Consider the following 16,967-nt stretch of genomic DNA (forward strand, 5'->3'; position numbering starts at 1 on the left):
ATAAAATCTAGATAAAATATTATTTATTTCAACTGGTTAGATCTTAAAAATAATAGCCAATATTAACGTTGACTTGATTTTCCCATTGATTGCTTCCACCTGCAGCAAGACTCTGTCCATAACTACTACCACCGATATAAGGATTATTTTTTCCAAATAACCATTCAGCGGCAATATACACATTTTTCTTGTAGGTAAAGGCGGAACCTAATACCAGCTGCTCTGAGTCTAGAAATGCTTTTTTTGCTTTATCGTATCGACTGTAATGCAGATACACATTGAAATCATTGATCTCCTTTACATTAAATTCTGGAATCTTATAGTTGAGATCTAAGCTGTAGAGCACACCTTTGTTGGCGACATTAAAAGTTCCATCATAAGAGCCGAAAGTCGTCTGATCATAGGGAGTATCAATCTGATTAAATATGCTGATAAATTTAAGCCCTAGACGATCTTTATTTAGCCCATAATGCAGTGCGTAGACGCCACGATGACCTTCTTTATCCTCTTTTAGTTTTGACTTTAACTGAGCATAGTATGCAGAGATCCCATAGTTTGCTGACCAACTGTCATTGTTTTGAGTATAGTTGTATTGTAAGGCAACGGCATCTTGCTCTTTAGAGTGCGTGCCATTCTCGAGATTTTCATCGGCAGGAATAAGCTGATTAGAATAATATGCCCCTTGGCTTGTTCCTTTGCCTTTCCACGGATTGGCGGCATAGTAAGCCGCATAGATTTCATGATTGTCTTTTTTATAATTATATTTTGCACCTAAGCGATATAAGTCTTCAATTCCTGCGATATAAGCCATCGACTCAATGACTGTACTGGTGTAATAGGGCTGAAAACCAATTGGAACCTGATTTAAACCGACTTGAATTGATTGCTGGGGATTTACTGCATACTCAAGATAGGCTTTTTTAGTGAAGTTAACATCACCAATATGATCAGTATAATCATAAGGATATGCACCACCCAAAACACGATGCTCGATGTGACCTGAGAGTTGGTCATAATAAAAATCGAGATTCACGATTGCTGTATCAAAACTTAACTTGCGGATATCTCGGTCAGGATCGTAATCCAAGCGCATACGAACAGCTCCGCCAAGGTCTACACGATTTTGGGAGACTTGCTTGGCATTCATTGTTTCATCGGCAGAACTTGCAGCACTGAAAAGTATGCCTAAATTGAACAAAATAATGGCTGAAATGGTCTGTGATTGAAATGTTTGAGTCGATACAGTACGTCGCATCAGGGATGAGCTATTTGAAAAATGTTGCATATTTTGTCCTTAAATTAGTTTGATCTGCCTTCCAACGGCAAGACTTATTCCCTCGAGAAATCGAGTGTTTTAAATTAGTTTTTGAAGATAAAGAGAGTTGTCCCGATCAAATCCTGTTTAATCGGGAGGAAATAACAACTTACTCGACAGGTTTGTCGTAGAAAAAGGTTTTAATAATTGAGAGCAGTTGCAGCATAAAAATAAACAGGACACAGAAGCCGCCACAAACGGCTAAATATTTAATTCCATCAATCCCTTGTCCACCGCCACCAAAGGCACTCATGATGATGGCAATAGAACCAATTAAAACACCCCAGATAATACGTTGGTACGATGGCGCTTCTTCACCAATCGGGACATTTTTGCTACACATACCTGCGATTGTAGTCGTAATGCTGTTTGCAGCAACGGCGGAAGAAAACAGAGTTAAAACCAGAATCAGCGGTACGATGACGATACCTAATTTAAATGGAAGGTGCTGTAAGAACGCCCATAGGCCAGACACTGCACCGTTATCCTTAATAATTTGGACTAAATCCAATACACCGCTTTGCTGTAAATAAAGCGATGTGCCTCCCCAAACTGAAAACCAGACGAGGGCAAAGCAAGAAGGCATAATCCAGTTCACGATAATGAACTCTTTTAAGGTACGACCGTATGCGATCAGCGCCAAGAACATTCCCATCAATGGTGCATAAGCCACCCAAACCGCCCAGTCAAACAGCGTCCACCATTGGGTTAAGGCTGGACCACCAATATCAATTGGATCTAGACCCCAAAGGAAGAAATTATCCAGCCAAATTGCCATACCCGCAGTAGATGATCTCAGGATGTAAAAGGTTGGGCCAGTAAGGAATAATAAAATCAGCAAGAAATATAAAACTTTCGATTTAATACTCGCTAGAATTTTAAAGCCTTTGTCTAAACCTAAATAAGATGAGAAGGTGAATAAGAAGGTGGTTAATGCACCTAACAGTACCCATAAAATCGTAGTGGCGTGATAACCATAAGCGACTTTTAGACCTGTGACCACGACAGTCAAACCCGTACCTAGGCCCGATGCTAAGCTGAGGACGATTGCCATGGTTGCAAGCACATCAATGATATCTGCAATAATCCGATTCTGAGCGTATTTTCCGAGTAGAGGTTCCAAAGTTGCAGCAACAGATAAGCCTTTTTTCTTGTTGTAATACATATAAGCGGCGATTAAACCAGAGAGGGTATACATGGAGTAAGGGATAAAGCCCCAATTGTAAAAGACACGGCCCAGACTCCAAATCGCAGCACTATGTGTCAATGGTTCTACCCCGACTTGGTTCAGCTCTCCATACACATTACCAAAATAGATAATCGGTTCGTTCACCCCATAGGTGATTAAACCAGTTGCAACGCCACTGCTGAGTGCCATGGCAAACCATCGACCAAAGCTGGTGCTGGCTTTGGCATCTTTTCCCCCGATACGGATATGCCCATAGCGAGATACCAATATGATTCCGACCAAGATGAGCGAAATCATGGAGACCCATTGATATAACCAACCAAAGTTTTGTAGTGACCAGTTAAAAAAATCTTTGGTCAGGTTAATTAACGCTTCGCTATGCGAAATGCCTAAAACAACAGCGGAAGACATTAATAAAAATAAGGGAACGAAGACACCCCAGCGTACGGTTTTTACCTGTTTTGAAACACCTTCCATATACTCATCCTTATGTATTCGGTGGGAGTAGGCTTATGACTTGCCACGGAGATATCCATGTGGCGATTGTTTTTTGCACAAGATAAACATTACATGCTTTATCATGTATATACAACTAAAGTTTGAATTTTAACCCTATGTTTTTTAATGGGATTAAATAATTTAAGCGAACAAGATTCTATCCAAGTGAATTGAATAAATGGATGTTGATCAATGAGGCTTTGATCTTAAAACTCAGTTTGAAAATAGAATAAAAAAAGACTTTTAAGTTTATAGAGCTTAAAAGTCCTGTTGATTTAATCTAATTTTTCAATTTTATCTTCAATGATGTTTAAAAGCGTACCATCGTGAATCATTCCTTTGATTTCATTGATAAAACTGTAGAGATAAGTATCTTGGTCTGAGATTTTGATACGTTGCTCTAATGCGTCGATCATTGCCTGCATCGCAGGACTTCGTTTTTTATCTTTTGACAGAAATTGATGAGCGTAATATCCCGATAACAGCTCAATGGCCAGAATGTATTCTAGCTTGTCGGCAATGGAGATTGCTTTTTTTGCGGCATTATAACCCATTGCCACATAGTCTTCTTGATTGCCACAAGTCGGGGTATTATCAATGGTTGCAGGGTGGGATAACATGCGCATGTCATTCAAAAGCGCGGCTTGCGTATATTGTGGAATCATCAATCCTGAATTTAATCCAGGTTGTTGAATCAGGAAATATGGAAATCCAGACAAACTACCATCAATCAAACGGTTATTTCTGCGTTCAGACATTTTGGCTAAATTTGTAGCCGCAATTGCTGCCGTGTCCATTGCCATGCCCACATAAGATGAGTCTGGATTACAGGCCGAAATGATTTCTTGCTGATTTTGATCATGCCAAACGATAGGATTATCGCAACATGCATTCATTTCAATTTCAATTGTGATTAGCGCATCATTTAAAACTTTCTTGGCAGCACCATGCAGTTGTGGGATACATCTGAGTGAGAGTGCATCTTGTAATTTGGTTGGATGTTTAAGTAGGGCCAGTTCTGAATCTTTTAGTAAACGTCGAATATTTGATGCCGTTTGTGCCTGCTCAGGATGAGGGCGAACCTTCATCACGCGTTCATCAAAGGCAATCAGGATTCCTTCCAATGATTCGAGACTAAGAGCCGCAATAATATCCGCAGACTTGGCCGCATTTTGCAGGTCATATAAAGCTAAACTGGCAAGGGCGGTAGTCGAGGTAGTACCTGAGATTAAGGCTAAGCCTTCTTTTGCTTGCAACTGTAGTGGTGGGATATTTTCCGCTGCTAATACCTCTTGGGTTGCACGTAACTGTCCATGGTAGTAAAGCTGACCACGTCCCGTGAGCGTCAGTGCTAAATGTGCCTCAGGCGCCAAGTAGCCAACCGAGCCTTCTTTGGGCATCCAAGGAATTAAATTCAGGTTTAAAAATTGGCGAATCCTCTCGAGTACTTCAAAACGTACACCGCTATAACCTTGACCTAGGTTTTGTAGAATCATCAGCATACAGGCGCGTGCTTGCTCTTCGTTGAATGGTTCACCAACGGAAACGGCATGAGATAAAATTAAATTTTCTTGTAATTCTGCGGTTTGTTGTTGAGAGATTTTTTCTGAACACAGTGCACCAAAGCCAGTGCTAATCCCGTACATCGGTTCATCACGAGACATCATATCTTCTAGAACGGCTCGTGATTTTTTGACACGTACAACGTAGTCTTCGGAGAATTCAAGTGGGGCTTTAAAGCGGGCAATTTGAATAAAGGTCTCTATATCAATTTTGTCGCCTAATTGAATGGTCATCGTTTCGTCCTGATACGTTGCTTTCATGTTTGCAAACAGATGCATTTCTTTTTGATATTGCCTAAGAAAAGCATTTCCCTTGCTCTTCACTATAGGAAGGTTTTATTTCCTACGCTTGTGCATAAAACACAGTTTCTTTATATACCTACTTTGATCTCGGCATTGTAGGTCTACAGCACATACACTTTTTCCATAAAAACTCAGAAAAGAATGATGATGAAAGATTTGGATGTGTTTACTTGTATATACATATGTATACTAGATTGGGTTTAAATTGAAAACAAATTTTTAAAATTATTTAATATCATTTTGATTTTATAGATTAAATTTTTATGATTGAGCTTTGTTTATAGTTCTTCGTAAAGTGAAAGTCATTATTTAGGAGGATTGTTTATATGTTGCTGTGCTTAGAACGCAAGAAGGGGTATTGAAAGAAAGGAACTCGATTTGAATTTTTAAATTAGCTCGTTTTAGGAAATATCTAACAAAGGGCTTTGCAGGAAATTTACATGATGTCCGAGTGTCGTACTGGTGGGTGTGGGGTCAACTATCGCTAAAATTTAAGATTATGGAAAGCCTCTAGGAATAAATAAATTGGCTAAACCCAAACTGACTATGGCCAATAGCAAAAAAATTACACATAAAGCAAATCTATTTTTTGCGATTTTAGAAAACTTTTCAGGTGCAATGGGTGCATAAACAGCCAATATAAAAAATAGGGGGACTAGACATCCAAAAAAATAAACAAGAGCATCGGTAAAAAAGTTTGAATGATCAATCATAGTTTTCTCTTACTTCGACAACTTCTCTTCATCAATTAAAGCTTTCTAGTTGTATCCAAAAATAATTCGTTCATTCTTGTATGCTACACGTTGCTGCCACATATGATTGCTCTGATGTAGTGGTCTTAGATCCATTCATCAAAGGGCTGGCATTCGTTGTATGTCCTATAGCGAATGATTGTGATTTAAAATCCAAAAGCCTTAGCCTGTTGGAAAAGAATAATGATAATTCCAAGCATGTACATGATTGGGAATAGGAACAATATAAGTAAGATAAATGCTCCTTCGAAACGAAATTTTATTATATCTACACGCTTTAACCCTTTAAAAGTTTTTAAAATATCGCTTGTTTTATTATCTTCTTTTTCAGGATGTTTCATCAATCGGATACGGTCAAAATTTTCACTTTGACGCCATAAATAGTCGCGATAATCATTATATAAAATAGAGGCATTGCTTAAGGCTAAATATATAGACCATAGCAATAGCAAGAAACCGACAATATATAAATTGAAAAATTCATACCAAATTAAATCAGGTTTAGTATCTGCTCGATATAAAAAAAGTAAACCTGTTCCTCCACTGAGAATTTGAAATGCGATATTTCGTGAAAATGATTGCAACTCTTTATTCATTGTATTGTCAAAAAGCATAGTGTACCTATATTTCTAATTGTCTTAGCTAAAGTAACTTACTCATTTGGAAAAACAAGTTGAGCATATAAGTAGAACGTCAAATAAAGTCGCAATGATGATTGTTTGATAAAATATGACTTAAAAAAAAATGATAAATATGCCAAAGTATCCACATTCTAAAATGATGATTTTGGTTACTTTTTAACATGACTCAAGTACAGCTCCAAGAACTGCAAAAACAACTATGGAATATTGCCAATACTTTGCGCGGCAAAATGGGCGCAGATGAATTTCGTGACTATATTTTAGGTTTTATCTTCTTTAAGTATTTGTCTGAGAAAGCCGTTAATTTTGCCAATGAATTGCTTGATGGTGAAGACATCGGCTTTTTAGAGCTTGATGAAAAGAATGCTGAGCATGTGCCATACATCAAAGAAATTAAAAAAAATGCCATCGAAGAAGTAGGTTATGCGCTGACACCAAAACAACTGTTTCATACGCTTGCAGAACGTGGCCGTAAAGGTGATTTCATATTAGATGATTTGGCTGCAACGCTAAAAGCGATTGAACAAAGTACGCTGGGTTCTGACTCTGCCGATGACTTTGCCAATTTGTTTGAAGACCTCGACCTAAACTCGACCAAGCTGGGTAATACGGCAAGTGACCGTAATGAGTTGGTGGCGAAGGTGCTGAGCCATTTAGATAATATTGATTTTGATATTTCCAATAGTGAATCTGATATTTTAGGTGATGCTTATGAATATCTGATTGGTGAGTTTGCTTCAGGTGCAGGTAAAAAGGCAGGGGAATTCTATACGCCTCAAACGGTATCAACCTTACTGGCGAAGATCGTAACCCAAGGTAAAACTCGTTTACGTTCAGTCTATGATCCAACTTGTGGTTCTGGTTCGTTGTTGCTCCGTGTAAAGCGTGAAGTGCAAGATGTGGATATGATTTACGGTCAGGAGATGAACCGTACCACCTACAACTTGGCACGTATGAACATGATTTTGCATGATGTGCATTTTGCCAAGTTCGATATTAAGCAAGAAGATACCTTGATTCGCCCGCAGCATTTGGACAAACGTTTTGATGCGGTGGTTGCCAATCCGCCCTTTTCGGCAAAATGGTCTGCTGATCCGTTATTTTTACAAGATGAGCGTTTTGCCACTTATGGCAAGCTTGCGCCAAGTTCTAAAGCGGATATGGCATTTGTTCAGCACATGCTGCATCAACTGGATGAGCATGGCACGATGGCAGTTGTGCTGCCGCACGGTGTTTTATTCCGTGGTTCGAGTGAGGGTGTAATTCGTCAGTACTTGATTGAACAGCTCAATGTGATTGATACCATTATTGGTTTACCTGCCAATATTTTCTATGGGACGTCGATTCCGACCTGTATTTTGGTGTTGAAGAAAAACCGTGGGCATAAAGACAATATTTTGTTTATTGATGCCAGCAACGAGTTTGAGAAGCAGAAGAATCAAAACAAGTTATTGCCTGAGCATTTGGACAATATTATTGGCGCATTTGAAAACCGTCAGAATATTGAAAAGTATGCGCATGTAGCGACTTTAAAAGAAGTGAAAGAAAACGACTTTAACCTGAATATTCCGCGTTATGTCGATACTTTTGAAGCTGAGGATGAGATTGACCTCAATGCAATTGCGCAAGCCTTGCAGGCTTTAGAAGTTGAAAGCCAAAAAACCGATACTGTTATAACTAAGTTTTGCAAAGAGCTAGGAATTGCTTCACCATTTGAGGAGGTGAAGTAATGTCTGTTCCGAAGTTACGTTTTAAAGAGTTTGATGGTGAATATAAGCTACAAAATATTAAGTCGATTGCTAAAATTTTTGTGGGGCGGGATCTTATTGAAGATGCTTTTTCTCCTGTAAAGACTGAAACACATGTTTATCCTATCTATTCAAATAGTGTTGATAATCAAGGCTTATACGGGTACTACAATCTTGAAGAGTTTAATTTTAGTGATGATGCCTTAACGGTTGTAGGCAGAGGGGCGGGGTTAGGTACAGCTTTTTATCGTCAGGGAGGGTTTGGTACTATAGGTCGTCTTTTATGCTTAACTCCTGAGAATAAAAAATTTCATCCTAAATATTTGGCTGATTATATTAATGATAAATTGGTTATTCATAATGAATCAGGTGGTATCCCTCAATTACCAAGATCATCGTTAGAAGGTTATGAAGTTACCCTTCCTAACCATGAGGAACAAACTAAAATCGCCACTTTCCTTTCCGCAGTCGATGAAAAAATTAGTCAACTCACTCAAAAACATGAGCTGCTTAGCCAATATAAACAAGGCATGATGCAGAAGTTGTTTAGCCAGCAGATTCGTTTTAAAGCAGATGATGGGAGTGAGTTTGGGGAGTGGGAGGAAATAAAATTTAAAGAAGTCATTAAAATTAAATATGGTAAAGATCACAAGAAATTAGATGATGGTGGCATTCCTGTTTTAGGTACTGGCGGCATTATACGCTATGTTGACTCATACCTTTATGACGGGGAAAGTATTCTGATTGGTCGCAAAGGTACAATTGATAAACCTCAATTTATATCAGGTAAATTTTGGACTGTAGATACATTGTTTTATACGGAAATAGGTGAAAAAATACTACCTAAATTTGCCTTTCAACAATTACTTTTAGTGAATTGGTTAAATCTGAACGAAGCTACAGGTGTGCCTAGTCTTAATACGACTTCCATTGGAAATATTGAGTTAAAAGTTCCATCTCTAAAGGAACAAACCAAAATCGCTAATTTCTTATCTGCGATTGACCAAAAAATTGAAGTCGTGGCACAGCAAATTGAACAAGCCAAAATGTGGAAAAAGGGCTTGTTACAGCAGATGTTTGTTTAATATTTTTATATCAGCAAAGTGAGAAAATTCACTTTGCTTTTTAATTTTTTATAAAACTTAAAATAGGATCAAGATGAAAAAACTTATACTCGTTGCTTTTATGACATTGCCAATCTTGGCACAAGCTCAAAGCTTTAAATATCAGAAAGATATTTCTGGTTTTAAGCACTATAAAGGAAGTGTGACCTTAACAGGAACGTACTCACGTACTTTAGACCCTGAATATTTAGATTATATGGGTGATGCGATTTGCTTTGAACCAAACAAGACATCATCGGCAATTATCCCTCGTCCAAAAGGTGATGAGCGAACTGCATGGTTCTGCTTTAGCAATTTTGAACAAGCAAAGAAAACATTTAAATTGCCAGATAGCATTAAAAAAGACTTTTGCAAGTATGAAGGTAAGGCAACCATCACCATTAAAGACTACAACTTATTCGTGGAAGAAACAGAAGGTTTTGATTTAACCCAACTTGTTTCAGCAAAAAATATTACACCTGCGAAAGCAGTTAAATGTGAAACCAATAATTAAATTTCATTGTCTATATTGGCGATGGGAAAACTAAATTTTAGGGGAGTATTTTGAGCTGATACTAAAATGATCAGTTCAAAATATATAAAAATCTGTGAGAGCAGATAGGGACGTAGAGCAAAAAAATGCAGGAAATAGAAGACCAACTGATTCAAAAATATGAGAATTTATTGCTTAAAGCCCAGCAATATAAAAAACCTGAACGGGAAATGACGATTTTTGATACAGCATTGAACAATCACCATGAAAATCCAATCACTGAACTATTGGCTTTCTTTCTCAATCCAAATGAGAAACATCAACTAGGGGATTGTTTTTATCAAGGTTTTATGGCCGCTCTAAAACAGTATGAGCAATATCAAGACTTTGAGTTTGGAGAGTTTAAGCAACTCTCTACACAACAGGTGACAGATCAAGGCAAATTTATTGATTTATGGGTGGAGACCGATAACGCTTTAATCATTGTAGAAGTGAAAGTGTATCATCATCAAAATAACCCTTTTAAAGAATACGAAGCTTGGGCAAATAAGAAAATTGAGTATCAAAATCGACAAGATCAGGAAAAACGTCTCATCAGCATTGTGTTATGCCCGAATGGTAAATGTACGGTAGCAAATTGGTTAGGTTTGTCCTATACCCAACTGACGACATCGATTAAACCGCATGTATCACAATATGCATTTAATCAAAATTTAAACAAATGGGCTGTTTTTGCCCGCGATTTTTTATTACACCTAGATAGCTTTAATTATTTATTGGACATAGATATGAGTCGTTTAAATTTTGTTGTCGATAATATGTATAAAATTCAAGAATTAATTGATTTAAAGCAAAGCGTTTTTCAAGATATTATTAGGCATATTAATACACAACTACAGATCGCATTAGGTGAAAATTATCAACCAGAAGTTAAGGAAAGAACTTGGCCAAATGGTCCAGCTTTCTATTTTAGAGGGCAAAGTTGGAAAGCTGCTTCGAGTTCAATCTTATATTTGCGCTTAAATAATAAGCCAATGAGTTGTTCTGTTCGTATGTACGTTCACAAACCTACGAGCGAATTACGAGAGCAGATTAAAATATTATTAGATGACTCTAAATACATGCTTTCAGGTGAATGGGATGAACAAAATAGTAAATGGTGGTGTCTGAAGTGGGATTTTTCAGAATTTGATTTAGATACAGTCACAGATCATATTATCTTTACGCATAAAATTTTAAATCGTGTTGAGCTTGAGTGGAAAAAATAGATTCTCTAAAATAATATTTGACTAGATAATATTATATTTGAGAATGCTTAATGCAGCAGAAAATAAAGCACTGTTTCTTATTTCAATTAAGTAACATTTAAGAGGGGGAAGTATGGCGCATGGGAAAAGTATAAAAATGTTTTTGGCAGATGGGTCTCCGAATGGGATTCTTACAGCCGAAATCATTAACTGGACGGGTCATGTACTTTCCGCACCGCGTACAAAGCTATCAGAACTTATTCAACGTGAAGAATGTTCACGGACAGGTGTATATTTCCTAGTGAGTTATGATCCTGAGAATCCACTTTATCCGAAAGTGTATATTGGTGAATCAGATGATGTTGCAAATCGTTTAAAGCAGCATAATCGTACTGAAGAAGCAGGTGGTAAAGATTTTTGGGAAAAAGTTTGTTTGGTTACAGGTAAAGATCAAAATATTACTAAGACGCATATAAAGTATTTGGAGAGTCGTTTAATTGAGATTGCACGAAGGAATGGTCAATGTCAGTTAATGAACGGAACATCTCATGATTACAGTAAATTACCTGAATCTGATACAGCAGATATGGAATATTTTCTTGAACAAATTCAAGTGATATTACCAGTTTTAGGCTATGAGTTTTTGAAAGAAATTAAACGTTCAAGTTTTAACTCCTTAGTTCCGAATGTAATGACTGGCGATGTTGGAGCTGATTTTTATCTAGCCATCAAAGATGTAAATGCAAAAGCAAAAATAGTTGATGGAGAGTTTTATGTTCTTCAAGGGTCTCAAGTGCGTCGAGAAGTAAGTCAACCTACCCACAACTATATGAAAAATCTAAGACCCCGACTTTTTGAAAATAATATAATTTCTTCAGATACCTACACATTTAATCAAGATCATTTGTTTTCAAGTCCTTCAGCGGCAGCAGCAGTGATACTTGGCCGCTCAAGTAATGGACGAAGACGCTGGAAGCAGTTAGGGACAGATTTAACTTATGAGGAATGGCAGCAGAAACAAGTAGATGACATTCAAATTTAACTATTAATCATCACCATAATATCAAGGGGAACTTTATGAAAATTGAACTGAATTGGATGGAGCCAATCGAATTAGGTAGCTCTAGTACCTTACGAGAAAACATTAAAAATTTAGACCTAAAATCTATTCCAGATATTGCTGGAGTTTATATTTTTTATCGAGAATATGGTGGAAAACAATACGCGCTGTATGTAGGTAAGTCTGAGAATATCCGTACTAGAATGAAATCTCATTTTAACAGCTTAAGTTTGATTGAGGGTTTAGAAAATACACCTCAAGGCGCAAAAAAGTTAATTTTTGCTGAAGTCAAAACACGTTCTGATTTAGGGCGAGCGTTGAACCAAGCTGAAAAGGGTTTAATTCAATATTACATTGATAAAGGTCATCCTTTACTTAATAAAAAACTGATGGCAGATCATTTCGATGAAATTATGCCTAAAGGAGAGGTGATTGATTTGGTTAATGAAGAGATTTGGGTTTATTCAACTCAAAGTACACGCTAATAATAGATTTTGGTATAGAGGTAAAAATGACAGTACAAAGCGAATATCAACTTGAAAATGAGCTGATTGCACAACTACAAGGGTTGGGTTATGCAACCGTCGTGATTAAAGATGAAAGCCAATTACTGTCTAATCTAAAAACACAAATTGAACGTGCTAATGGGCTTACAGCATTGTCAGAAACTGAGTGGAAGCAGGTCATTAGCTTTCTCAATACAGGCACAGTATTTGAACGCGCTAAAAACCTACGTGACCAGTTTCCTGTCAAATTTGATGATGGTTCAAGCAAGCACATTTTCTTTTTATCAGATGACCCAAGCAAAAACGTATATCAAGTCACCAATCAAATCACGGTAGATCATCGTGATTTTAATGGTCGAACCAGCCGTTTCGATGTCACGCTCTTGGTCAATGGTCTACCCTTGGTGCAAATTGAGCTGAAAAAGCGCGGCATGGAAATTGCCGAAGCCTTCAATCAGACGCAACGCTATATTCGTGAAGCGTATTGGGCAGGGCAAGGGCTGTTTGGTTTTATTCAGCTTTTTGTCATCAGTAACGGTGCAAATACTCGCTATTATTCAAACGGTACGACTGGAATTGAGTTTGCCTTTCCTTGGGCAGATGTTGCCAATAAACATATCAATGAAATTGTCGATTTTGCGGATGCATTTTTAAATCACACACATCTTACAGATATGCTGACCCAATACATGGTGATGTTGGAAACCAGTAAAAGTTTGATGGTGCTGCGTCCTTACCAAATTTATGCTGTGCAGAAGATCATTACTCATGTACAAACTTCACAGCAAAACGGCTATATCTGGCATACCACAGGCTCAGGTAAAACGCTGACATCATTTAAAGCCAGTCAGCTCATCATGAACATGCCCGATGTGGAAAAGGTATTGTTTGTGGTGGATCGTAATGACCTTGATACTCAGACGTCACGAGAATTTAATGCTTTTAAAGCCGAGAGTGTGGATAGCACAGACAGCACGCACACTTTGGTTAAACAACTCGATCAACGCCATGACAAGCTGATCGTGACCACCATTCAAAAGCTGAATCGTGCGATTAGCACGGACCGATATTTAGAACACATCAATTATCTAAAAGATAAAAAAGTGGTGTTCATTTTTGATGAATGTCACCGTAGCCAATTTGGTGATACCCATCAAAACATTAAAAAATTCTTTAGCAATGCACAAATGTTTGGATTTACGGGCACACCGATCTTTGAGGAAAATAGCCAATCTAAAGCAGGTTTGAAGCTCACTACAGAATACTTATTCAATCAGTGTTTGCATCAATATGTGATTGTGGATGCGATTCGAGACCGCAATGTATTGCAGTTCCAAATTGATTATCGTGGCAAATATACCGCCAAGGGGATGCAAAATAATCTCGATAATGGGGATGAGGTTGAGGGGATAGATACCCAAGAGCTTTATGACAATCCACAGCGATTGGAAATGATTGCCCGTTATATTGTTGAGACGCATGACACCAAAACCAAGAACCGTGAATTTACGGCAATGTTTTGTGTCAATTCAGTGGATACCTTGACGCAGTATTATGAGTTATTTGAAAAAGTACAAGCCGAGAAGCAGCAGCAAGATGAAGAGCTAGGTCGATTATTTAAACCACTCAGTATTGCGACTATTTTCTCTTATGCTGCAAATGAAGCGGTTGAAAATCTTGATCAAAATGGATTGATTCAAGAAGAATCAACTGCTACACCGAGTCAAATAAATCAGTCTAGTCGTGACAAACTGGATCGGTATATTGCCAATTACAATGCTCAGTTCGGTACGAATTATAATTCGGGCGATGGATTCTATGCTTATTACCGTGATATTGCAGAGCGAGTAAAGAAAAGGCAGATTGATATTTTACTGGTTGTAAATATGTTCCTTACTGGCTTTGACTCAAAGCCTTTAAATACCTTATATGTGGATAAAAACCTTAAATATCATGGTTTGATTCAGGCTTTTTCACGTACTAACCGTGTCTACAATGATAAAAAACCATTTGGGAATATCATCAGCTTCCGTAATTTAAAACGTGCTACAGATGAAGCATTGGCATTGTTTTCAAATAAAGAGACTCGAAAGACTGTCCTTGTCCCAAGTTTTGATGAAATAAAACAAGACTATGAGTTAGCAGTTGAAAAGTTATTGAGTATCACGCCTGATTATCTGGCTGTTGATGCTTTGATAACAGAAGAGCAGCAATTGGATTTCATCAAGGCATTTCGAGAAGTCATGCGCTATAACGCTCAGCTACAAACTTTTGTTGAATATGACCAAGATCAAACGGGATTAGATAAACAGCACTTTGCAAATTTTGCGTCTAAATATGCAGATCTATGTCGAGCGATTCGTAAAACCACCAAGAAAGAAAAAGTCTCAGTACTCGATGATGTCGATTTCCAATTGGATTTACTGCACAGTGATCGTATCAATGTGGGTTATATCCTGACACTGCTACAGATGGCAGTGAATGCTGAAACAGAGGAACAGCGTAAGAAGTATGAAGCTCAAGTACATGACCTGATTGGTGGTGATATTAGTTTGCATGACAAGCAGGACTTGATACAAAAGTTTATTGAAGAAAATATGCCAAAAATGATCAATGGGCAAAGTGTTCAAGTGGCTTTTGCTCAGTTCTGGGATATAGAAAAAGAGCAAGCCTATCAGCATTTTTGTGAACAAGAAAATCTAAAACCTGAAGCAATGAAACAAGTTTTAGATAATTATGAATTCAGTAAACGCTTACCAAGAAAAGAAGAAATGAAAGAGTTGCCAAACTACAAGGTCAAGCTATTTGAGCGAGACAGTGTATTAACCAATTTGTTGGTGAAAACACGTCAATTGATTGAGAAGTTTTATGTGGGGCTGTAACTTATTCATCAGATTCGGGTTTTAGGATTTTCAAAAAACCAGACCTATAAACTATAGAATAAGGGAGTTACAAACTCCCTTATTTATTGGCTAATTAAGAAGAAGTAGCTTCCTCTCCATCCTCACCCGAAACATAAACAGGTGACATCTGTCTGGCATCAAGAGGCTGCTTGCAACAATCACAAGTTAGACTTGGACTGGTCACATGCCCACAGCTTTTATGCAGATAACGTAACTCAGGAAATTGCTTATTTTCATTTTGCCAAATATTGCCCCAGGTACTCATGGTGACAATAATCGGATACAGGGCTAAACCCTTTTCAGTCAGCTTATATTCATAACGTTTTGGTGCTTCATGGTACAGCACCTTTTCAAAAATCTTGTGTTCCACCAAACGGTTAATACGCTCGGTCAACAAATGACGGGTGATACCCAACTGCTTTTGAAAATCATCAAAACGACGGGTTTTCATAAAGGCATTACGAATAATCAGCAGGGTCCAACGGTCGCCAAAAATTGACAAAGTCCGTGCAATAGGACAATTCATTTCACCGAGTTCATGCCATTTCATCGCAATACCATTTATATGTCTTTACAGGAAGCAGGCTGTCATTTTAGGACAACTTGAATGATTAAGATATCCACTTTATTGACAACTTATCATAGCAGCTATATTTTTCAATTAAGTTCTTTTTTGGAACTTAATATTTTGAGATCTATTCTTGAGGTGAGTTATGTCTGCGTCAGCGTTAAAAGAAAAATCAAAGCAAAAGATACCTGCATCATTTCCAGTCCGCCGTATGGATTATGAATTTCAGGACATGCCTAAATACTGGTGTAATAATGAACCAACCTTTACCCATTATTTCACAGGCCTTTCCACCCTATTTCCAGAAGGAGAGTCTTACTTTGTCCGTTCGGTCAGGGCTTTACGTGATCAAGTCAAAAGCAACCCGCAGTTGGATCGTGATATTGGGGCTTTTATTGGTCAGGAAGCGATGCATTCCAAAGAGCATCATGCCTTTCATGTCAGTGCACAACAATATGGCCTAGACCCTGAATCACTGGAAAAAGTCACAGGCATCATCCTTAAAGCCATTGAACGTACCTTTCCGAAAAAGTGGAATCTCTTGGTCACAGTTGGGTTGGAGCATTACACCGCAGTATTGGTGGTGGAGATGATGAAAAACGTCAATGAATTAATGACTGATACCACGATCCGTAATTTATGGCTGTGGCACAGTGTCGAAGAAACCGAACACAAGGCAGTTGCCTATGACATGTATGAATATCTCTATGGTAAAGGTTTGGATGCTTATATCCCACGGGTTGCGATTTTTAGCTTGAGTTTGGTCCTCATCACAACTTTTTCAAATGTTTACCAAGTGGTGTTGATGTCCAGAGATAAGCAATTACTCAATTTGAAATCGTGGGCTAAATTTGCAGGCTTTACCGTGCAGGCCTACCGAAAACTGGTGCCACAATTTTTCTCTTATTATCGTCGTGACTTCCATCCCAATGATACCGATGAGTCAGATATTGTGGCAAAAACCAAAATCAAAATTGGTTTATCGCCTGAACAATCGACTTTTATTCATTAATCAGCGCGAAAAAAATCACCCGCGCTTACACATCACCAAAGGGATAAATATCTGTAAGATAAGTTGA

Annotated in this window: 14 protein-coding genes; 8 read left to right on the forward strand and 6 right to left on the reverse strand. The window is 37.8% G+C overall.

The window, feature by feature from the left end; translation table 11 throughout:
- Positions 1-43: 43 nt before the first annotated feature.
- From V6E90_RS01650 to V6E90_RS01670, 5 genes are all read right to left on the reverse strand, one after another.
- Positions 44-1,285: a hypothetical protein gene (locus V6E90_RS01650; RefSeq protein ID WP_332604311.1), complete on the reverse strand. Its 1,242-nt coding sequence runs from the start codon at positions 1,283-1,285 to the stop codon at positions 44-46.
- 139 nt (positions 1,286-1,424) lie between these two features.
- Complete coding sequence (locus tag V6E90_RS01655) at positions 1,425-2,981, reverse strand: BCCT family transporter (RefSeq protein ID WP_332604312.1); 1,557 nt, start codon at positions 2,979-2,981, stop codon at positions 1,425-1,427.
- A gap of 296 nt (positions 2,982-3,277) precedes the next feature.
- Positions 3,278-4,798: an HAL/PAL/TAL family ammonia-lyase gene (locus V6E90_RS01660; RefSeq protein ID WP_332604313.1), complete on the reverse strand. Its 1,521-nt coding sequence runs from the start codon at positions 4,796-4,798 to the stop codon at positions 3,278-3,280.
- Between the two features lie 566 nt (positions 4,799-5,364).
- Complete coding sequence (locus V6E90_RS01665) at positions 5,365-5,580, reverse strand: hypothetical protein (protein WP_332604314.1); 216 nt, start codon at positions 5,578-5,580, stop codon at positions 5,365-5,367.
- 185 nt (positions 5,581-5,765) lie between these two features.
- Positions 5,766-6,215 (reverse strand): hypothetical protein, encoded by a 450-nt coding sequence (locus tag V6E90_RS01670; RefSeq protein ID WP_332604315.1) that lies wholly within the window; start codon positions 6,213-6,215, stop codon positions 5,766-5,768.
- A gap of 206 nt (positions 6,216-6,421) precedes the next feature.
- Here V6E90_RS01670 and V6E90_RS01675 point away from each other — a divergent pair, with 206 nt between their 5' ends.
- From V6E90_RS01675 to V6E90_RS01705, 7 genes are all read left to right on the forward strand, one after another.
- Positions 6,422-7,990, forward strand: a complete 1,569-nt coding sequence (locus V6E90_RS01675) for a type I restriction-modification system subunit M (RefSeq protein ID WP_332604316.1) — start codon at positions 6,422-6,424, stop codon at positions 7,988-7,990.
- A complete protein-coding gene (locus V6E90_RS01680) occupies positions 7,990-9,093 on the forward strand; it encodes a restriction endonuclease subunit S (protein ID WP_332604317.1) in 1,104 nt (367 codons plus the stop codon). Before V6E90_RS01675 ends, V6E90_RS01680 begins: the two co-directional genes overlap by 1 nt.
- 73 nt (positions 9,094-9,166) lie before the next feature.
- Complete coding sequence (locus tag V6E90_RS01685) at positions 9,167-9,625, forward strand: hypothetical protein (RefSeq protein ID WP_332604318.1); 459 nt, start codon at positions 9,167-9,169, stop codon at positions 9,623-9,625.
- 125 nt (positions 9,626-9,750) lie between these two features.
- The gene (locus V6E90_RS01690) at positions 9,751-10,872 is read left to right on the forward strand and encodes a PD-(D/E)XK nuclease family protein (protein WP_332604319.1); all 1,122 of its coding nucleotides are present in this window, start codon (positions 9,751-9,753) and stop codon (positions 10,870-10,872) included.
- 112 nt (positions 10,873-10,984) lie between these two features.
- A complete protein-coding gene (locus tag V6E90_RS01695) occupies positions 10,985-11,893 on the forward strand; it encodes a GIY-YIG nuclease family protein (protein ID WP_065342619.1) in 909 nt (302 codons plus the stop codon).
- 35 nt (positions 11,894-11,928) lie between these two features.
- Positions 11,929-12,396: a GIY-YIG nuclease family protein gene (locus V6E90_RS01700; RefSeq protein ID WP_332604320.1), complete on the forward strand. Its 468-nt coding sequence runs from the start codon at positions 11,929-11,931 to the stop codon at positions 12,394-12,396.
- A gap of 26 nt (positions 12,397-12,422) precedes the next feature.
- Positions 12,423-15,299, forward strand: coding sequence for a type I restriction endonuclease subunit R (locus V6E90_RS01705; protein WP_332604321.1), 2,877 nt, complete (start codon positions 12,423-12,425; stop codon positions 15,297-15,299).
- A gap of 94 nt (positions 15,300-15,393) precedes the next feature.
- Here V6E90_RS01705 and V6E90_RS01710 read toward each other — a convergent pair whose 3' ends face one another.
- Positions 15,394-15,870 (reverse strand): winged helix-turn-helix transcriptional regulator, encoded by a 477-nt coding sequence (locus V6E90_RS01710; protein WP_332604322.1) that lies wholly within the window; start codon positions 15,868-15,870, stop codon positions 15,394-15,396.
- A gap of 163 nt (positions 15,871-16,033) precedes the next feature.
- Here V6E90_RS01710 and V6E90_RS01715 point away from each other — a divergent pair, with 163 nt between their 5' ends.
- The gene (locus V6E90_RS01715; protein ID WP_016541895.1) at positions 16,034-16,900 is read left to right on the forward strand and encodes a metal-dependent hydrolase; all 867 of its coding nucleotides are present in this window, start codon (positions 16,034-16,036) and stop codon (positions 16,898-16,900) included.
- Positions 16,901-16,967: the final 67 nt, after the last annotated feature.

This window comes from Acinetobacter sp. ESBL14 (assembly GCF_036668815.1).
Lineage (GTDB): Bacteria > Pseudomonadota > Gammaproteobacteria > Pseudomonadales > Moraxellaceae > Acinetobacter > Acinetobacter gyllenbergii.